Origin of the sequence: Dietzia cercidiphylli, from assembly GCF_039531545.1 — a bacterium.
Lineage (GTDB): Bacteria > Actinomycetota > Actinomycetes > Mycobacteriales > Mycobacteriaceae > Dietzia > Dietzia natronolimnaea.
Map to the genome: position 1 here is coordinate 434055 of NZ_BAAAQG010000003.1, position 17720 is coordinate 451774.

Sequence of the window (17720 nt, forward strand, 5' to 3'; positions counted from 1 at the left end):
CCCCCGTGGGCGCGACCATCGCGGTCGATCTCTCCTGTTCCGGACTGTCGGTGGCGTCGGCGTCGGCGTCGACCGTTCTCTCCCCGGCGGTCGCGCCCACCTCCGTCCTCGCAGGTGCAGACGGTTCCGCGCTACCACCCGGGGGCGATCGGATCGAGTGCTCCGAGCGGGTCGACTCCGTCGCCCTCCGGCACCCGGACCGTTGTCTGCCGGACCCGCTGGCGGGCGCTCACCGGGATCGCACCGACGTGGCCGGGCTCTCCGTCCCCGTGGAGGAACTCCTGGCGGCTCCGGTCTCCCGGGCCCTGCGGTGGGGCGCGGCGGGGGACGGAGACGGAGTGGTGCTCATCGTTCCCAGTGGGTGGGGCAACACCCGCTCCGCCCGATTGGCATCCGCTGCGGAGGGCCTGGGTGTGTCACCCCACATCGTCCGCGCGGCGCTGGTGACCGCCGAGGCGCTGCCCTCATCCTCGGCCCGCTGGGCGGTGTGCGTGGAGGCCTGCGCCGCGAGGACCACTGTGAGCCTCGTCGAACGCACGCGGGGGGAGCTGACCCTGATCGACCGGACCATCGTCCACCGGTGGGATCCGTGCCGGGATTCGATGCGCGACGACGAGGTGCCCCGTGTGCTCGAGGCGGTGACCGCGCTACGGCGTGGGCGGCGGGAGGCGGGCACCGGCTCCACCGAGATCCTGGCCCGCGGACGCAACGCCGAGCGGGTGGTGGACGCCTGCGATCAGGCGCGGTTGCTCTCCTTCGTCGTTCCGGATCTCGCTCCGGTCGAGGCCGCTCTCCGGTTACACGAGGGAGTCTGAGTCGCCCCCCCGGGTGGTCGTCGTGGCGGATGGAACCGAACCCGGCCCCGGGGACGTCGAACACTGTGACGGACCCAGGAAGGGGCCGCAGGACCACAAAGGGGAGGACGAGATGGCCGGTTTCAACACCCACATCGGGACCATGGACACCGCGGCCAGACGGGTCGACGACGTGAACACTGAGATCGATCGACTGCTCGGGAACGTCCGGGATTCGGTGTCGCAGCTCGGAGGGTCGGTGTGGCGGGGTGCGGCCCAGGCCCGGTTCGCGACGATCATGGCGGAGTGGCAGCAGCAGAGCACCAAGCTCAACACCGCCCTGGCGGGAATCTCGGAGACCATGCGGACCAACAGCACGTCGTTCGAGGCCGCCGATCAGGACTCCGCGCAGGCGATCAGCCGGGTCGGCGCCTCCGGCCCTCTGAACATCTGACCACCCACCTCCAGTCGGGAGAATTCTCATGACCTCAGGACAGATCACCTATAACCACGGCCCGATCGAGGCGCTCGTCGGCCAGGTCGGTTCGGCGTCAACGGCGCTGCGCACCACCCTCGACGATCTCAGGGCGTACCTCGCACCGCTCGTCGCCGAATGGGAGGGCGACGCCGCTGTCGCCTATCAGGCCCACCAGAACGACTGGGACCAGGCCGCCGCCGCCCTGCAGGCGATGCTCGCGGAGATCTCGCGGGCAGCGAGTCAGGGAAACCAGGGTATGGCGGATGCCGACCGTCGCGCCGCCCAGGGATGGGCATGACGGCCCCTTTCCGAGTGGCCTCACCCTGAGTGGAGGCACAGCGGCGCGGAGTCTCGGTCACCGTCGGTGTGATGACCGGGCTCCGCGCGGCCGCCGCACCCCCCGACCGGATGCAGGCGAGGCAAGGCTGTCCTACCGTCGGACGTAGAGCCGGGTCGATCACCCGGCGGACGCGAACCACGGGAGGACCCACATGTACGTCACCCACGATCCGTCAACGGGAACGACCGACAGCCAGTACGACCAGACCGACGACGTCGACGGGATCCTGTCCACCGTCACCGAGGGGTTCACCTCCTGGCGCGCCACCGACGTCGCGGAGCGGGCGCGGATCCTCCTGGCGATCGCGGACGCCTTCGACGAGCACGCCGACGAGCTCGCCAAGGCCATCACCACCGAGATGGGCAAACTGCCCGACCAGGCGCAGGGGGAGGTCAAGCTCGCCGCCTCGATCTACCGCTGGTACGGCGAGCACGGCCCCGCGCTGCTGGAGCCCGAGACGCTGGACGTGCCGGGCGCCCGCCTGAATCGCGTGACCCACGAACCGGTCGGACCCCTGGTCGGCGTGATGCCGTGGAACTACCCCTACTACCAGGTGGCCCGGTTCGCGGCCCCCAACCTGCTCCTGGGCAACACCATCGTGCTCAAGCACGCCAGCATCTGCGCGCGCTCCTCCGCGGCAATAGAGAAGGTGCAGCGCGCGGCCGGGCTTCCGGAGAACGCGTACGTCAACGTCTACGCCTCCAGCGACACGGTCGCCGAGATGATCGCCGACCCCAGGATCAAGGGCGTCTCGCTCACCGGCAGCGAGGGCGCCGGCGCCGCCGTGGCCAAGGTGGCGGGGGAGAACCTCACCACCAGCGTTCTCGAACTGGGCGGCTCGGACCCGCTCATCGTCCTGGACACCGACGACCTGGACGAGCTGGTCGAGACCGTCGGCAAGGCGCGGCTGTCGAACTGCGGCCAGGCATGCAACTCGCCCAAGCGGATGTTCGTTCCGGCGGACATGAAGGACGACTTCGTGGGCAAGCTCCGCGACCTGTACGAGGGGACCAAGGTCGGCCCCGCGGCCGACGAGGGAACCGGGCTCGGACCGCTGTCCTCGGAGGACGCCCGCGACGGGGTGGTCGAGCAGGTCGAGCGCGCCGTCGAGCAGGGCGCGACCCTCGTGACCGGAGGCCGCGCGATCGATCGACCGGGTGCGTTCATGGAGCCCACCGTCCTCACCGGCATCACCCCGGAGATGGACGCCTACACCGAGGAGATCTTCGGCCCCGTCGCCATGGTGTACGGCTACGACTCCGTCGACGAGGCCGTGCGCGTCGCCAACGACACGCCCTTCGGCCTGTCCGGCTCGGTGTGGGGGGCCGACACCGACAAGGCCTCCGAGGTGGCCGAGAAGCTCGAGGTCGGGATGGCCTACGTCAACGAGCACGGCACCACCATGGCCGGCCTGCCCTTCGGCGGCGTCAAGCGCTCGGGCTACGGCCGCGAGCTGGGCCGCTGGGGCCTCGGCGAGTTCGTCAACGTACGGCTGCAGCGGGTCCACTGACCTCAGTGCAGCGACGCGTTAGCTTCGCCGCGAGTTCGAGGCCGCGGGCCTGCTCGACGACCGGACCGTCGTGACCTACTGCGGCGACCGGGGTCGCGCACGCTCTGGCGCTCGTCGGCCGGGAGGACGTCGCGGTGTACGACGGCTCCATGACCGCCTGGGCCGGCGATCCGGAACTGCCGCTTGTCACCGGCGACTCGCCCCTTGAGCTGACTCGCCCCCGAGGCGGGTCAGCGCGCGACGGCGTAGGCCTGCGCGAGGTGCGCGATCTTCTGCGCGCGGGCCAGCCGCGGAAGGTCCGCGCCGTCGCGGCACCGCTCGCCGCCGGGCCCCAGTTCGTCGATCACTGACTCGGCCCACGAGACGTCGGCGGCCGAGGGGGACAGGACCTCGTTGATGTACGGGGCCTGGTCCACCCGCAGGCACAGCTTGCCGGTCATGCCCATCTCGACCGCGTGCTCGGCGGCGTCCATGAGGACCTGGGTGTCGTTGGAGATGGTGGGCCCGTCGATCGGCGGAGCCACGCGCGCGACCCGGCTGGACACCACGAACTGCGACCGGGTGTAGGCCATGGCGATCTGCGAGGACCCGATCCCGGTGTCGCGGCGGTAGTCACCGATGCCGAACGCCAGGCGCACCACCTGGTCGGTCTTGGCGATCTCCGTGGCGGCGGCCAGACCGTCGGCGGACTCGACCAGGGCGACGATCGGGGTGTCCGCGGCCAACCGGGCGGCCGTCAGCGAGACGTGCTCCGGGTTCTCGGTCTTGGCCAGCATCACGCCGTCGAGGCCGGGGCAGTGGCCCAGGGCCATGAGGTCCTTCTCCCACTCGGGGGAGCGGACGTCGTTGATCCGGACCCACGCGTGGTTGCCGGCCTCGAGCCACTGGCGGACCTCACGACGAGCGCGTTCCTTCTCCGACTGGCGGCACCCGTCCTCGACGTCCAGGACGACGACGTCCATCTCGGAGTTCACGGCCGCGTCGAAGCGCTCGGACTTGTCGGCAGGCAGGAGCAGCCACGAACGGGCGATCGTCGGCGGGATGGTCGACATGGGGCTCATGGGTACCGGTCATCCTTTGTTCGAGAGACGGTTCGCCGCGGGACGCGAGACGTAGCGCGGCAACCTCCCCACGATACGTTGCCCCGGTCGTGGCGTTCCACACGGTGACCAGCAAGCCATAGGACGCGATCGGTCCTCATTGGCGGACCTGCGTATTGACTACCGTTTCCCGGCGCGGCACTCTTTGGCGAGTGAGTACCAGACTGGCGTCCGACGCCCCGGCGATCGAGGCGGAACACCTCGTCAAGAAATTCGGCGACTTCACCGCCGTCGATGACATCTCCTTCTCCGTCCCCACCGGATCGGTCCTCGGACTGCTGGGGCCCAACGGGTCCGGCAAGACCACCACCATCCGCATGATGACGACCCTGAGCCCGCCCACCTCCGGCACCGCCCGCGTCGCCGGGCACGACGTGATGGGTGCCCCGGCCGAGGTGCGCAAGGCCATGGGCCTGACCGCGCAGGCGGCCACCGTCGACGAGCTGCTCACCGGGCGCGAGAACCTGCGCCTCATCGGGGACCTGTACGGCCTGCCCAAGAAGATGGTCAAGACGCGCGCCGACGAGCTACTGGAGAAGTTCTCGCTCAGCGACGCCGCGACCAAGGTCGCCAAGAGCTACTCCGGGGGCATGCGGCGCCGGCTCGATCTGGCGGCCAGCCTCGTCGCGGCCCCGCCCGTGCTGTTCCTGGACGAGCCGACCACCGGGCTCGACCCCCGCTCGCGCAACGAACTATGGGACGTCCTGCGCGACCTGGTCCGCGACGGAACCACACTGTTGCTCACCACGCAGTACCTCGACGAGGCCGATCAGCTGGCCGACCGGGTGATCGTCATCGATCACGGCAGCGTCATCGCCGAGGGCACCCCGTTGCAGCTCAAGGACCGCTCCGGTGCGGCCAGCCTGGTCATCACCGTCTCGAGGCCGGACGACGTCGACGAGGCCGTCCGCGTCCTCGACGGCCGGATCGGGGAACTGCACGTCGACCGCGACGCGCGTCGGCTCACCGCGCCGTCGGAGGGCGTCTCGGCGCTGGCGGGGATCGCCACCGCGTTCACCGACGCCGGCATCGAACTCGACGACATCGGCCTGCAGCGCCCCAGTCTGGACGACGTCTTCCTGTCCCTCACCGGACGCAGGGCCGAGGACACCGCGGACGCCGCGGACGTCGAGACCATCGAACAGGAGAACCGGGTATGAGCACCGTCGCCGACCCCACCCACACCTCGGCCACCCACGAGCGGTTCGCGATGCCGGTCCGTCACGAGGGGCCGCCGCTGAGCCGGCAGATCTCCGCGCTGGTGCGCCGCAACCTCTTCCACATCCGGCGCCAGCCGGAGAACCTGGCGGACGTCACCATCCAGCCGGTGATGTTCGTCCTGTTGTTCGCCTTCGTCTTCGGCGGCGCGATCGCGGTGGCCGGCGGCGTGAACTACCGCGAGTGGCTGCTGCCGGGCATCATGGCGCAGACCATGGCGTTCTCCTCGTTCGTCGTGGCCGCGGGACTGTGCAACGACCTCAACAAGGGGATCATCGACCGCTTCCGGACCCTGCCCATCCAGCGAGCGTCGATCCTCATCGCGCGTAGCGCGTCCAGCCTCATCCACTCCTCCATCGGAGTGGTGGTGATGTCGCTGACGGGGCTCGTCGTGGGGTGGCGGATCCGGAGCGGGATCGTCGACGCCGTGCTGGGCTACCTCATCCTGCTGGGCTTCGGGTTCGTCATGATCTGGATCGGGATCGTCGTGGGCTCCCGGCTCAAGACCATCGAGGCGGTCAACGGTGTCATGTTCACCACGATCTTCCCCATCACGTTCCTCGCCAACACCTTCGCGCCCCCGGAGTCGATGCCGTCGTGGCTGCGGCCGGTCGCCGAGTGGAACCCGCTGGCCTCGGTCGTCCAGGCGATGCGTGAGCTCTGGGGCAACGCCCCCGCCGTCGGACCGGATGCCGCGCTGCCGTTGCAGCACCCGGTCCTGGCGTCACTGTTGTGGATCGTGGGGCTGACGGTGATCATCGCCCCGATCGCCGTCAAGGCCTTCGACGCCCGGACCCGCGACTGACGCGCCCGCGACCGTCAGCGCTTGGTCTTGGGGGAGACCCGGATGGTGATGGAGCCGACCACCGGTTCGACGCCGGCGTCGTCGACGAAGCGCAACGGGACGTCGATGTCCTGCCCGCTGGTGATGGCCGAGAAGTCGGGGATCTCGGTCCACTCGGCGGTGACGGTCAGGCCGCCGGTCGACATGGCCGGGTAGCGCACGTTCATGCCCACGGGGATCCACCGGTGGGTGGCCGGCACGGTGGCCTCGGCGAGCACGCCCATCGCCATCTCGGCCAGGTTGAGGGCGGCGATCACGTGGAAGGTGCCGATGTGGTTGCGGTTGCCCCACCAGCCCGGGCCGCGCACCTCGCAGCGTCCGGGCCGCACGTCCACCACGTGCGGGAGGACGGTGCGGAAGTAGGGGGCCTTGAGGCTCACGGCCGCGCTGAACAGGCGCGAGCCGAAGGGCAGCCGGGTGGCCTTCTGCCAGAGGCGGTACGTCTGGGTGGGTGCGGGCTGGACGGGTGCGGTGTCGGTCATCCAGCCGATATTACTCCCCGGTAGGTTCCGGGTGTCGCGCACCGCCTGACGCACCGCGGTGCCCACCGCCGGCCCGCCGCCTCAGGCCAGGATGCACGTCCCCTGCCTGAGGAGTTCGTGGAGCCGGGCCTGGTCGGCGTCGGGCTCGTCGACCCAGCGCCGGTACGCCGAGAGGGCGATCCCGAGCGCGGCGTGAGCCGTGGCGGCCGGGATCAGATCGTGCACGGTCTCCCCGCGACGCGCGGCCACGAACTCCGCGACGGCCCTCCGCCAGTCCGCGTACATCAGCGTCGAATGGGCCTGGAGTTCGTCCACCCCGAGCAGTAGTCCCATCCGCAGGCGGTGCACCTGGGTCTCGGAGTCCGGGAAGGTGTTGAACGCGACGAGCGAGTCCGCCAGCGCGTCCCGGAGCGGGGTCGAGCCGGGGATCTCGGCCAGCTGTCGCCGCATCCCGTCCATCTGCACGTCGAACTCGCCCCACGCGATCGCCGCCTTCCCCGGGAAGTACCGGAAGAGGGTCCGCCGGGAGATGTGTGCGGCCTCGGCGATCTCGTCGACGCTGGTCGCGTCGTATCCCTGGCGCGCGAACAGCCTCAACGCCACCGCCACGATCGAGGCGCGCGTCGTGGACGGTCGTCGCCCGGGGACGCGACTGTCGTCAGACTCCGACATTCCCATGATCGACAAGCCTAGAGCCATCCCGGACGCGGACCGTGCATTGACCATTGCAATTGGCACTAGGTGCCAATATGATGCAGGTCTCACCTGGAGTGGTGAGGAACCCAACCGCGTTGACGAGAGGAACCGCCGTGGAGAACACCCAGAACACCGAGGTAGTGCTGGAGGAGGCCCTCATCGAGGAGGTCTCGATCGACGGTATGTGTGGGGTCTACTGACATGACCTCCGCAGCAGCGCCGGCCGGCGCCGGACAGGACGCCGCGCCCGCGGCCTTCGATCTCGACGCCGGCTGGCGCCTGCACCCCGGAGTGGCGCTGCGTCCCGAGCCGTTCGGGGCCCTGCTCTACCACTTCCACACCCGCAAGCTCAGCTTTCTCAAGTCGCCGACCATCGTCGAGGTGGTCCGCATCCTCGCCGACCACCCCACCGCCCGCGCCGCCTGCGCGGCCGCCGGTGTACCGATCGACGACCCCGGGACCGCCCGCCTGTACCTGCACGCGCTCGGCCAGCTCGCCGCCTCGCGCATGATCGAGGAGACCTCATGACCAGCACGCTCAGCCGCCCGGCGGCCCCCGCCCCCGTCGGCCGCCTCGTGGACCAGTTCGAGCGCGGCCTCGACGCCCCCATCTGTCTGACCTGGGAGCTCACCTACGCCTGCAACCTCGCGTGCGTGCACTGCCTGAGCTCCTCGGGCAAGCGCGACCCCCGCGAGCTGAGCACCGAGCAGTGCAAGGCGATCATCGACGAGCTGCAGCGCATGCAGGTCTTCTACGTGAACATCGGCGGTGGCGAGCCCACCGTCCGCCCCGACTTCTGGGAGCTCGTCGACTACGCGACCAGCCACCAGGTGGGCGTGAAGTTCTCCACCAACGGCGTGCGCATCGACGAGAAGGTGGCGCAGCGACTGGCCGCGAGCGACTACGTCGACGTGCAGATCTCCATCGACGGTGCCACCGCCGAGGTCAACGACGCGGTCCGCGGCCCGGGCTCGTTCGACATGGCGGTCCGTGCCCTCGAGAACCTCAAGAACGCCGGCTTCACCGACGCCAAGATCTCGGTGGTGGTCACCCGCGAGAACGTGACCCAGCTGGACGAGTTCAAGGCCCTGGCGGACAAGTACGACGCCACCCTTCGCATCACCCGCCTGCGCCCCTCCGGCCGCGGAGCGGACGTGTGGGACGACCTCCACCCGCTCCCCGAGCAGCAGAAGGACCTCTACGACTGGCTGGTCGAGCACGGGTCGAACGTCCTCACCGGTGACAGCTTCTTCCACCTGTCGGCCTTCGGCGACGGCCAGGGCTCGCTGCCCGGCCTGAACCTCTGCGGCGCGGGCCGCGTGGTGTGCCTCATCGACCCGATCGGGGACGTCTACGCCTGCCCGTTCGCGATCCACGAGGAGTTCCTCGCCGGCAACATCGTCTCCGACGGCGGCTTCGAGAGCGTCTGGCAGACCTCGGAGCTCTTCCGCGAGCTGCGTGAGCCCCAGTCGGCCGGGGCCTGCGCGTCCTGCAACTTCTACGACAGCTGCCGCGGCGGCTGCATGGCGGCCAAGTTCTTCACCGGCCTGCCCATGGACGGGCCAGACCCGGAGTGCGTCCAGGGCTACGGCGAGGGACTGCTCGCGGCCGAGCGCAGCATCCCCTCGCCGTCACAGGACCACTCCCGGGTCAAGGGGCTGGCGGCGCGCAAGCAGCCCACCGGCCCGGTCCCGCTGACCCTCGTCACCACCCCGCCGCGCAGGCCCACCAGCCTGTGCGACGAGTCCCCCGTCTGAGTCGGCCGGCCGACCCGCCACCGCCCACGTCCTCCCCCCGAAGGAGCCCTCTCCCGTGTCACGCCTGTCGAAGATCGCCGAGGCCAACCCCTGGCGCCGCAACCCCTGGTTCGAATCGGTCGCCGAGGCCCAGCGCCGCGCCAAGAAGAAGCTGCCCCGGAGCGTCTACATGGCGCTGGTGGCCGGCAGTGAGCAGGGCGTGACGATCGACGACAACACGGCCGCGTTCGCCGAGCTGGGTCCCAAGCCGCACGTGATCGGGGCCAAGGCCGAGCGGGACATGGCCACCACGGTGATGGGGCAGCCGATCAGCCTCCCGGTGATGATCTCGCCGACCGGGGTCCAGGCCGTGACCCCGGACGGTGAGGTCGACGTGGCCCGCGCGGCCGCCGCGCGCGGCACCGCGATGGGACTGAGCTCCTTCGCCTCCAAGCCGATCGAGGAGGTCATCGCCGCGAACCCGCAGACCTTCTTCCAGGTGTACTGGCTCGGCGGCAAGGAGAAGGTCCTCGAGCGCCTCGAGCGGGCCAAGGCCGCCGGCGCCGCGGGCGTCATCCTCACCACCGACTGGTCGTTCTCCATGGGGCGCGACTGGGGCAGTCCGACCATCCCGGAGAAGCTCGACGCCAAGGCGATGCTCACCCTCGCCCCGGAGATCGCGGTGCGTCCGCGCTGGGCCGCCGAGTGGGCGCGTGACGTGGTGACCAACAAGCGTTTCCCCGACCTGACCACGCCGAACCTCGTGCACCAGGGCGAGATGGGTCCGACCTTCTTCGGCGCCTACGGCGAGTGGATGGGTACCCCGCCGGCCACGTGGGAGGACATCGCGTGGGTCGTGGACAACTACGACGGGCCGGTCATGCTCAAGGGCATCACCCGCATCGACGACGCCCGGCGTGCCGTCGACGCCGGCGTCAGCGCGATCTCGGTCTCCAACCACGGTGGCAACAACCTCGACGGCACCCCGGCCTCGATCCGCTGCCTCGCACCGATCGTCGACGCCGTCGACGGTCAGGTCGAGGTGCTGATGGACGGCGGGATCCGGCGCGGTTCGGACGTGGCCAAGGCGCTCGCCCTGGGCGCCCGCGCCGTGATGATCGGCCGCGCGTACCTGTGGGGCCTGGGCGCCAACGGCCAGGCCGGCGTGGAGAACGTCCTGGACGTCCTGCGCTCGGGCCTGGACTCCAGCCTGATCGGGTTGAGCAAGTCCTCGATCTCGGAGCTCACCAGGGATGACTACGTGATCCCCGACGGGTTCATGCGTCGCCTGGGAGAGTGACCCGGTGGGCGGTCCGCCGGGCCTCCCTGTTACGTCCGTAGAGGAAAAGGAACCACAGTCCATGGGAGACTTCGACGGCAAGGTCGTCTACATCACCGGCATCGCCCGCGGCCAGGGCCGCAAGCACGCCATCCGTTTCGCCCGGGAGGGTGCCAGTGTCATCGGACTGGACCTGTGCGCCTCGCCGTCCGAGCACGTCGGCTACAAGGCGGCCACCGAGGACGACCTCGCGCAGACGGTCGAGAAGGTCCGCGCGGAGGGCGGGGAGATCCTCGTCGAGATCGGCGACGTCCGCGACCTGGCGTTCCAGCAGGACCTGGTCGCCCGCGGGGTCGAGCAGTTCGGCGGCCGTCTGGACGTGGTGATCGCCAACGCCGGCATCTGCAACTGGGGCAAGGTCTGGGAGATCGACGAGCAGCAGTGGCAGGACACGATCGACATCAACCTCACGGGGTACTGGAAGACCCTCAAGGCCACCATCCCGCACATGCTCGCGGCGGACAACGGTGGATCGATCGTCCTGGTGAGCTCCGTCGCCGGACTCAAGGCCATGCCGGTCCAGTCGCCCTACTCGGCCTCCAAGTACGGCGTGGTGGGCCTCGCGCAGACCGCGGCCAAGGAGCTCGGTGAGCACCGGATCCGCGTCAACACGATCCACCCCTACGGCGTGCTGACCCCCATGGGTGCCGACGACCCGGCGGCCCACGACGTGTTCACCAACATGCCCCAGTTCCTCCCGCACTTCACGCCGATCCTGGGGATGGGCATGGCCACCACGGACGACATCTCCGACTCGGTGCTGTTCCTGGCCTCGGACGCCTCCCGCACCATCACCGCGTCGACGTTCACCGTCGACATGGGCGCGATCAAGGTCTGACCATCGAGCCCGTCCTGGCGGTGCTGCCGCTCGGCGCCACCGAGCAACACGGCGCGCACCTGCCGACCCAGACGGACACGCTGCTGGCCACGGCCACCGCGGACGCCCTCGCGGCCGCCGGCGTCCTGGTGCTCCCCGCTCTCGCGTACGGCGCGAGCGGGGAGCACCAGTCGTTTCCCGGCACGGTGTCCACGGGCACCGACGCGCTGGCGCAGACGCTGATCGAACTCGGCAGGTCGGTGTCCACCTGGGCCACCCGGTTCGCGGTGGTCAACGGCCACGGCGGCAACCTCGACGCGCTGCGGCGGGCGGTCCCGCTGCTGCGCCACGAGGGCCGCGACGCCGCGTGGCTGCCGTGCCGGACGTCCGTGGACCCGGCCGACACCCACGCCGGCCACGCCGAGACCTCGCTCATGCTCCACCTCCACCCCGACCTGGTGCGGATGGATCGCGCGGCCCCCGGGTGCACCCGGCCCCTCGCGGAGATCCTGCCCGCCCTCCGAGACGGCGGCGTGGCCGCGGTGAGCCCGTCCGGGGTGCTCGGTGACCCCACCACCGCCACCGCCTTCGACGGCCGCCGGCTGTGGGACGAGCTCCTCGCCGACGCCCGCGGCCGCCTCGCACGCTGGGCTCCGGGCGACTCCGACGGGATGCTGCGGTGACCACCCCGGGCGGGGCATCCCGCGTCGTCCTGGACCGGCGCACCCGGGTCCTGCGCCGCGGGGGTGTGGTCCGGGTCCTGGGTGGCGACCCGGTCACCCTGGTCACGCCGTCGCCGGCGGTGGCGGCGCTGCTCGACGGCGGGGCGATCCCCACCGGGACCACCGCCGGTGCCGCGTTGGCGCGCGCGCTCACCGACCGGGGGATGGCCCACCCGGAGGTCGGGGGGCCCGACGCGCGGGTGCTCACGACGGTGGCCGTGGTGATCCCCGTCCACGACGACGCGGACGGTGTGGCGGCGGTCGTGGATGCCCTGGGATCCGAACTCGCGAGGGGGCTGCGGGTGGTCGTCGTCGACGACGGGTCAACGGTTCCCCTGGCAGCACCGTTCCGACACACGCAGCCCCCACCCACCCAACCCCCACCCACCCAGCCCCCACCCACCCAGCCCCCACCCGCCTGCGCTGTCCGCGTGGTGCGCCACGACGACCCGCGCGGACCGGCGGCGGCGCGCAACACCGGCACGGCCGTCGCGCTGTCCGGGGGCGCCGACGTGGTGGTGTACCTGGACGCCGACGTGATCCCGGAGCCGGGCTGGCTCGAGCCGCTGCTCACGCACCTCGACGATCCGCGCGTGGCGGCCGTCGCGCCACGGATCGTGGCGGCGGCGCCGGGGAGGTTCTGGGTCCGCGGGTACGAGACCGCCCGCTCGGCCCTGGACATGGGGCACGAACCGGCGCGGGTGCGGCCACGCACCCGCGTGGCGTACGTCCCCAGCGCGGCACTGGCGGTGCGTCCCGACCGGCTGCCCCCTGCCCCCGACGGCTCGGGGCGGGGCCCGTTCGACGAGCGGCTGCGCGTGGCCGAGGACGTCGACCTGTGCTGGCGTACCGACCGGGCGGGCGCCCTGATCCGCTACGAACCGTCCTCCCGGGTGGCCCACCGCCACCGCACCACCGTGGCGCCGCTGCTGGTCCGTCGCGCGTTCTACGGCACCGGCGCGGCGCCGCTGGCGGATCGACACGGCGCGGCCGTCGCACCCGCGGTGGCGGCGCCGTGGTCGCTCGCGGTGGCGCTGGGGTTCTGGAGCGGGACCCCCGTCGGGCTCCTGGTGGCGGCGGGGGCGTCAGCCCGGGCGTGGAGCCGGACCCGGGCGCTGACCGGCGACGACAGGGCGGCCGCCGGGTTGGTGCTCAGGGGGTCGGTGGCCTCGGTCCGGCAGCTCCCCGAGGCGTTGCTGCGCCCGTACTGGCCGCTGACCGCCCTGGCCCTGCTCTCGACGGCCCACTCGCGCTCGCCCGTGGCGCGGGGCCTGCGCCGGCGGGTCGCGGCGGCGGCGGTGGCCGAGGGCCTGTGGCACTGGTGGGCCGCCCGCGAGCCGGGCCGGGCGCCTGTCGACGAGCCGTTGGGGCACGTGATCCTGCATCGCCTGGACGACCTGGCCTACGGCGTGGGCGTGTGGCGCTCGGCGTGGGCGGCCCGGTCGGTCGGCGCCCTGCGGCCGGAGCTCAAGCGGTGATGCCTCCCGGCGCGCACGCCGCGGACGTGGTGGTGGTGGGGGCGGGTCCGGCCGGCTGCGTGATGGCCCGACGCCTGGCGGAGGCGGGGAGGGACGTGATCCTTCTCGAGGCGGGGTCCGAGCGGGCGCCCACCCGGGCAGGGGTGCTCGACATCGGGCCCGCGTCGCGGGTGATCACCCGATACCGCGCGGACCTCGGAGGTGCCGGGATCGGGAGCGCCGGACCGGAGTTGCCCCGGGGACGGACCCTCGGAGGGTCGGGCGCGGTCAACGGCGGGTACTGCACCCCGGCGCGGCCCTCCGACCTCGCCGGGTGGGGCGCCGACTGGCCGCGCCGGTATGCGGTGGGGCTCGCGCGGGCGACCGAACGCCTGCGCCCACGACTGGTCGCCGCCGGCCCGGTCGCCGCGCGCGTGGCCGCGGCGTTCCCCGGCAGGGTGTCCGCCATCGCCCAGGCGCGGCGGGACGGGCGGCGGGTCACCGCGTTCGACGCCTGGGGCCCCGCGGGCGCGGGTGTGCGGGTGCTGACGGGCTCGCCGGTCCGCGAGCTCCGGTGGTCCGGTGGACGCACCGGGGGACGGTGCGAGGGAGTGGTGCTCGACGACGACGATGAGATCACCGCCCGGGAGGTGATCCTGTGCGCGGGGTCGATCGGGACGGCCGAGGTCCTGCTGCGCTCGGGGATCGGGCCGCGGTCCGGCCACCCGGTCGGGCGGAGCACGCAGGAGCATCCGGAGGTCCTGCTGGACCTGCCGCCCGACTGGGGTCCGGGGGAGGGTGACCCGCTCGTCCCGCCGCCCCTGCTCTCCCACGTGGTCCGGCTCGGTCTGCCCGGGCCGACGGGCCTCGCGGAGATCGAGGTGCGGCCCTACTCGGTCCCGATGCACCGGGTGATCCCCGGCCTGGACCCCCAGCCGCACCGGATCGGGGTGGCCCTGATGAACCCCGTGGGCCGGGGCCACGTGCGGGAGGGGAGCTCCAGGGGAGACGGCCCGCGGGTGGTGCTGGCCGACGACCCCCGCGACGCTTCGGCGCTCGACCAGGCCGCCGGGATGGTCGCGGACCGCCTGGGCATCTCCGGTGGTGGGCCGCGGCCCGCACCCGTCCCGTCGACCTCCCAGCACCTCGCGGGGTCGGCGCGGATCGGTGAGGTGGTCGACGATTCCGGCCGGGTCCTGGGCTGCGAGGGTATGCGGGTGGCCGACGCCTCGGTGTTCCCGGTCCTGCCGCGGTGCGGCCCCTATCTCTCCGTCCTCGCGGTGGCCGAGGACCTCGCCGCGCGGGTGATCGCCGGGAACTCGTGGTAGAACCGGTATGAGAACACGTTCCGCCGCCGAGGTGGGAGTGCGGGCGGAAGGGTCACCATGACGAGTAGCGAGATCGAGACCCGCAGTGATCACCCCCACACCGCCGAACCCCGGTCCTTCACGCTCGCCGGTGCGGCCGGGATGCTCGTCGGCGACGTGTGGGAGCCGATCGGTGATGCGGATCCGGTCGACGAGATCCTCATGCTGCACGGCGGGGCGCAGACCAGGAACTCGTGGAACCGCGCCGCCCGGCGACTCGCGACCGAGGGGTACCGGGTCACGACGATGGACGCGCGGGGCCACGGTGACAGCGACTGGGCGGAGGACGGGGACTACGACATCCACCGCATGGTCGATGATCTCGAGTTGATCGTCGCCGCCCGCTTCCCCGGCCGGCTGCCGGTTCTCGTGGGCGCCTCGCTCGGGGGGTTGACCGGACTGCTGGCGCTGGGGACCGCCAAGCCCGTCGCACGGGCGCTGGTGCTGGTGGACGTTACCCCGAAGATCGAGGCGAAGGGCGTCCAGCGGATCGGGGAGTTCATGCGGTCGGGGCTCGACGGGTTCGCGGACCTGGAGGCCGCCGCCGAGGCGATCGCCGCCTACCAGCCGGGTCGTCAGCGCCCGACGAACCTGGACGGACTGCGCAAGAATCTCCGCCAGAAGGGCGACGGCCGGTGGTACTGGCACTGGGACCCGCGCTTCGTCGCGGGCGCCACCGGGGACAACGCCGAGATCGGGAACGACTACTTCGAGGGGATCGTGCCCCACGTCACCGAGCCGACCATGCTCATCAGGGGGTCGCGATCGGACATCGTCAGCGACGAGTCGGTGGCCCACCTGCTGCGGCACCTCCCGCACGCGTACACCCACGAGGTCGCGGACGCCGGTCACATGGTGGCCGGGGACGACAACGCGGTCTTCCTGGACCAACTCGAGTGGTTCCTGGCGGAGATCCTCGGATCCCCGCCCCGCCCGGGGGCGCGGGGGGAATAACCCCGATCGGGCGACGTTGTTCCTCACTGCACGACCTTGAATACCCACACGGGTATGGTCCGTGCGAGAAGGTCGTCGCAGGCGCGGGCTGTCCGTAGGCTGGCGACGAGAGACGACGGGACGAGAGCCGCCCCGTCCCGCTAGGAGGGCATTCGTATGACCACCGTCGACATCACGACCGCCGACTTCGAGAAGACCGTCACCGACAACGACATCGTCCTGGTGGACTTCTGGGCCGAGTGGTGTGGCCCCTGCAAGGCCTTCGGGCCGGTGTTCGAGAAGGTCTCCGGCAAGAACCCCGAGCTGACCTTCGCGAAGGTCGACACCGACGCGGAGCAGCAGCTGGGCGCGATGCTGCAGATCCAGTCGATCCCCACGCTCATGGCGTTCCGCGAGGGCATCGCCGTGTTCCGTCACTCCGGTGCGATCCCGGAGCAGGCGCTCGACGACCTGGTCGAGCAGATCAAGGGGCTCGACATGGACGAGGTCCGCAAGGCGGTCGAAGAGGCCCAGGCCCAGCAGGGCGACGCCCAGGGCTGAGTCGGCCCACTCCCTCCGGCGCGCCCGCGCGCCGAAATTGGAACAGGTTCTCGGTTTGCCGATCCCCGGTGGACCGATGCGGATATCGTGATGAGAACACGTTCCAGTGACGGGATCACCCCGTCGCGCCCGGAGGGAGTCGAATGAAGACCAAGGCCGCCATCGCCCGAGAGCTGGGCAAGCCGTTCGAGATCGTGGAGGCCGAGCTCGACGGCCCCCACTTCGGCGAGGTGCTCGTCAAGTGGAAGGTCGCCGGTCTCTGCCATTCCGACCTCCACATCACCAGTGGTGACCTGCCCGGGCGTCTGCCGATCGTCGGCGGGCACGAGGGCGCGGGCGTCGTCGAGGCGGTCGGCCCCGGCGTGACCCACGTCCAGCCCCGCGACCACGTGGTGGGGTCGTTCATTCCGGCCTGTGGCAAGTGCTCCGCCTGTGCGCGCGGCATGACCAACCTGTGCGACGGCGGACTCAACGGCACGATCGGCGAGATGGCCGACGGCCGGTACCCGTTCGCCCTCGAGAACGGCGAGACCGCCGGCGCCATGTGCACCCTCGGCACGTTCTCGCAGTACACCGTCGCCAACATGAACTCGGTGGTCAAGGTCCAGGACTGGATCCCCTTCGAGGTCGCGGCGCTGGTCGGCTGCGGCGTCACCACCGGCTGGGGATCGGCCGTCTACTCAGCCGACGTCCGGGCCGGTGACACCGTCGTCGTCTTCGGCATCGGCGGCATCGGCATCAACGCGATCCAGGGCGCGAAGCACGCCGGCGCGCGATTCATCCTGGCCATCGACACGGACGAGTCGAAGCTGGCCAAGGCCACGGAGTTCGGCGCCACCCACGTCTACTCGGACGTCGACCAGGCCAAGGCCGAGCTTCCGGGCCTGACCTGGGGGAACATGGCCGAGAAGGCCATCATCACGATCGGCGTGGCGGACGCTAAGGTGACCGCCGACGCCACCGACATGGTGGGTAAGCGGGGGGTCGTGGTCCTCACCTCCATGGGCGGCCTCGACAACCAGTCCATCAACCTCACCGGGCTGTTCGTCTCCCAGTACGAGAAGGTCATCAAGGGGTCACTGTTCGGGTCGGCCAACGCCTTCCACGACATCCCCAACATCCTGCGGCTGTGGGACGAGAAGCAGCTCAAGCTCGACGAGCTGATCACGCACCGCTTCACGCTCGATCAGGTCAACGAGGGCTACGAGATCATGGAGTCCGGCGGCGACGGCATGGTCCGCGGGATCATCGTCCACGACGACTGATCCCCTGCGACTCCGCCGGCACGGCCGGCGCTGCGGGCACGACCGCGGCAACCGTGGGCCC

The 17720-nt window shown here is 71.3% G+C and carries 20 protein-coding genes and 1 pseudogene; 18 read left to right on the forward strand and 3 right to left on the reverse strand.

Annotated features, from left to right (window positions below):
- Positions 1 to 5: 5 nt before the first annotated feature.
- The 5 genes and pseudogenes from ABD250_RS03795 to ABD250_RS03815 form a co-directional block, all read left to right on the forward strand.
- On the forward strand, positions 6 to 815 hold the full coding sequence (locus ABD250_RS03795; protein ID WP_179525895.1) for a hypothetical protein: 810 nt from the start codon (positions 6 to 8) through the stop codon (positions 813 to 815).
- Between the two features lie 112 nt (positions 816 to 927).
- Positions 928 to 1248 carry a WXG100 family type VII secretion target gene (locus ABD250_RS03800; RefSeq protein ID WP_179525894.1) on the forward strand — a complete coding sequence of 107 codons (321 nt, stop codon included), beginning with the start codon at positions 928 to 930 and terminating at the stop codon, positions 1246 to 1248.
- A 28-nt stretch (positions 1249 to 1276) separates the two neighbouring features.
- The gene (locus tag ABD250_RS03805; protein ID WP_182616040.1) at positions 1277 to 1570 is read left to right on the forward strand and encodes a WXG100 family type VII secretion target; all 294 of its coding nucleotides are present in this window, start codon (positions 1277 to 1279) and stop codon (positions 1568 to 1570) included.
- A 193-nt stretch (positions 1571 to 1763) separates the two neighbouring features.
- Positions 1764 to 3122, forward strand: coding sequence for an NAD-dependent succinate-semialdehyde dehydrogenase (locus ABD250_RS03810; RefSeq protein WP_179525892.1), 1359 nt, complete (start codon positions 1764 to 1766; stop codon positions 3120 to 3122).
- A gap of 22 nt (positions 3123 to 3144) precedes the next feature.
- A pseudogene (locus ABD250_RS03815) lies at positions 3145 to 3328 on the forward strand (sulfurtransferase); the annotation flags it as partial.
- Between the two features lie 24 nt (positions 3329 to 3352).
- Here the strand turns inward: ABD250_RS03815 and ABD250_RS03820 are convergent.
- Positions 3353 to 4174, reverse strand: a complete 822-nt coding sequence (locus tag ABD250_RS03820) for an HpcH/HpaI aldolase/citrate lyase family protein (RefSeq protein ID WP_179526319.1) — start codon at positions 4172 to 4174, stop codon at positions 3353 to 3355.
- A gap of 200 nt (positions 4175 to 4374) precedes the next feature.
- Between ABD250_RS03820 and ABD250_RS03825 the strand changes: the two genes are divergently transcribed.
- A complete protein-coding gene (locus ABD250_RS03825; protein ID WP_179525890.1) occupies positions 4375 to 5382 on the forward strand; it encodes an ATP-binding cassette domain-containing protein in 1008 nt (335 codons plus the stop codon).
- On the forward strand, positions 5379 to 6245 hold the full coding sequence (locus ABD250_RS03830) for an ABC transporter permease (RefSeq protein ID WP_179525889.1): 867 nt from the start codon (positions 5379 to 5381) through the stop codon (positions 6243 to 6245). Before ABD250_RS03825 ends, ABD250_RS03830 begins: the two co-directional genes overlap by 4 nt.
- A gap of 14 nt (positions 6246 to 6259) precedes the next feature.
- Here the strand turns inward: ABD250_RS03830 and ABD250_RS03835 are convergent, their stop codons facing one another.
- Both ABD250_RS03835 and mftR read right to left on the reverse strand, forming a co-directional pair.
- Positions 6260 to 6766: a hotdog fold domain-containing protein gene (locus tag ABD250_RS03835; protein ID WP_182609471.1), complete on the reverse strand. Its 507-nt coding sequence runs from the start codon at positions 6764 to 6766 to the stop codon at positions 6260 to 6262.
- An 81-nt stretch (positions 6767 to 6847) separates the two neighbouring features.
- Positions 6848 to 7444 carry a mycofactocin system transcriptional regulator gene (gene mftR, locus ABD250_RS03840; protein WP_344390713.1) on the reverse strand — a complete coding sequence of 199 codons (597 nt, stop codon included), beginning with the start codon at positions 7442 to 7444 and terminating at the stop codon, positions 6848 to 6850.
- Positions 7445 to 7557: 113 nt separating this feature from the next.
- Between mftR and mftA the strand changes: the two genes are divergently transcribed.
- The 11 genes from mftA to ABD250_RS03895 all read left to right on the forward strand — a co-directional run bounded on the left by mftA (position 7558) and on the right by ABD250_RS03895 (position 17659).
- The gene (mftA, locus tag ABD250_RS03845; RefSeq protein WP_241730437.1) at positions 7558 to 7662 is read left to right on the forward strand and encodes a mycofactocin precursor MftA; all 105 of its coding nucleotides are present in this window, start codon (positions 7558 to 7560) and stop codon (positions 7660 to 7662) included.
- A gap of 1 nt (position 7663) precedes the next feature.
- Entirely contained in the window at positions 7664 to 7990 is a 327-nt protein-coding gene (mftB, locus tag ABD250_RS03850) for a mycofactocin biosynthesis chaperone MftB (RefSeq protein WP_179525885.1), read from the forward strand.
- Positions 7987 to 9219: a mycofactocin radical SAM maturase gene (gene mftC / locus ABD250_RS03855; protein WP_179525884.1), complete on the forward strand. Its 1233-nt coding sequence runs from the start codon at positions 7987 to 7989 to the stop codon at positions 9217 to 9219. Before mftB ends, mftC begins: the two co-directional genes overlap by 4 nt.
- Positions 9220 to 9274: 55 nt before the next feature.
- On the forward strand, positions 9275 to 10498 hold the full coding sequence (mftD, locus tag ABD250_RS03860; RefSeq protein ID WP_182610384.1) for a pre-mycofactocin synthase MftD: 1224 nt from the start codon (positions 9275 to 9277) through the stop codon (positions 10496 to 10498).
- Positions 10499 to 10559: 61 nt separating this feature from the next.
- Complete coding sequence (locus ABD250_RS03865; protein WP_344390716.1) at positions 10560 to 11375, forward strand: mycofactocin-coupled SDR family oxidoreductase; 816 nt, start codon at positions 10560 to 10562, stop codon at positions 11373 to 11375.
- Positions 11372 to 12037: a mycofactocin biosynthesis peptidyl-dipeptidase MftE gene (mftE, locus tag ABD250_RS03870; RefSeq protein WP_344390967.1), complete on the forward strand. Its 666-nt coding sequence runs from the start codon at positions 11372 to 11374 to the stop codon at positions 12035 to 12037. Before ABD250_RS03865 ends, mftE begins: the two co-directional genes overlap by 4 nt.
- The gene (gene mftF / locus ABD250_RS03875; protein WP_344390718.1) at positions 12034 to 13554 is read left to right on the forward strand and encodes a mycofactocin biosynthesis glycosyltransferase MftF; all 1521 of its coding nucleotides are present in this window, start codon (positions 12034 to 12036) and stop codon (positions 13552 to 13554) included. Before mftE ends, mftF begins: the two co-directional genes overlap by 4 nt.
- Positions 13554 to 14861: a mycofactocin system GMC family oxidoreductase MftG gene (gene mftG / locus ABD250_RS03880; RefSeq protein WP_344390969.1), complete on the forward strand. Its 1308-nt coding sequence runs from the start codon at positions 13554 to 13556 to the stop codon at positions 14859 to 14861. Before mftF ends, mftG begins: the two co-directional genes overlap by 1 nt.
- Positions 14862 to 14918: 57 nt before the next feature.
- Complete coding sequence (locus tag ABD250_RS03885) at positions 14919 to 15854, forward strand: alpha/beta fold hydrolase (protein ID WP_182658685.1); 936 nt, start codon at positions 14919 to 14921, stop codon at positions 15852 to 15854.
- A 156-nt stretch (positions 15855 to 16010) separates the two neighbouring features.
- Positions 16011 to 16394 carry a thioredoxin gene (trxA, locus tag ABD250_RS03890; RefSeq protein WP_179525878.1) on the forward strand — a complete coding sequence of 128 codons (384 nt, stop codon included), beginning with the start codon at positions 16011 to 16013 and terminating at the stop codon, positions 16392 to 16394.
- 143 nt (positions 16395 to 16537) lie between these two features.
- Entirely contained in the window at positions 16538 to 17659 is a 1122-nt protein-coding gene (locus ABD250_RS03895) for an NDMA-dependent alcohol dehydrogenase (RefSeq protein ID WP_182658686.1), read from the forward strand.
- Positions 17660 to 17720 lie beyond the last annotated feature (61 nt).

Coding starts and splice junctions, on each gene's coding strand:
- mftB (WP_179525885.1), top strand. CDS start 7,664: ATGACCTCCGCAGCAGCGCCGGCCGGCGCCGGACAGGACGCCGCGCCC.
- trxA (WP_179525878.1), top strand. CDS start 16,011: ATGACCACCGTCGACATCACGACCGCCGACTTCGAGAAGACCGTCACC.
- mftG (WP_344390969.1), top strand. CDS start 13,554: ATGCCTCCCGGCGCGCACGCCGCGGACGTGGTGGTGGTGGGGGCGGGT.
- ABD250_RS03800 (WP_179525894.1), top strand. CDS start 928: ATGGCCGGTTTCAACACCCACATCGGGACCATGGACACCGCGGCCAGA.
- ABD250_RS03810 (WP_179525892.1), top strand. CDS start 1,764: ATGTACGTCACCCACGATCCGTCAACGGGAACGACCGACAGCCAGTAC.
- mftC (WP_179525884.1), top strand. CDS start 7,987: ATGACCAGCACGCTCAGCCGCCCGGCGGCCCCCGCCCCCGTCGGCCGC.
- ABD250_RS03895 (WP_182658686.1), top strand. CDS start 16,538: ATGAAGACCAAGGCCGCCATCGCCCGAGAGCTGGGCAAGCCGTTCGAG.
- ABD250_RS03830 (WP_179525889.1), top strand. CDS start 5,379: ATGAGCACCGTCGCCGACCCCACCCACACCTCGGCCACCCACGAGCGG.
- ABD250_RS03820 (WP_179526319.1), bottom strand. CDS start 4,174: ATGTCGACCATCCCGCCGACGATCGCCCGTTCGTGGCTGCTCCTGCCT.
- ABD250_RS03865 (WP_344390716.1), top strand. CDS start 10,560: ATGGGAGACTTCGACGGCAAGGTCGTCTACATCACCGGCATCGCCCGC.
- mftR (WP_344390713.1), bottom strand. CDS start 7,444: ATGGGAATGTCGGAGTCTGACGACAGTCGCGTCCCCGGGCGACGACCG.
- ABD250_RS03885 (WP_182658685.1), top strand. CDS start 14,919: ATGACGAGTAGCGAGATCGAGACCCGCAGTGATCACCCCCACACCGCC.
- ABD250_RS03835 (WP_182609471.1), bottom strand. CDS start 6,766: ATGACCGACACCGCACCCGTCCAGCCCGCACCCACCCAGACGTACCGC.
- ABD250_RS03805 (WP_182616040.1), top strand. CDS start 1,277: ATGACCTCAGGACAGATCACCTATAACCACGGCCCGATCGAGGCGCTC.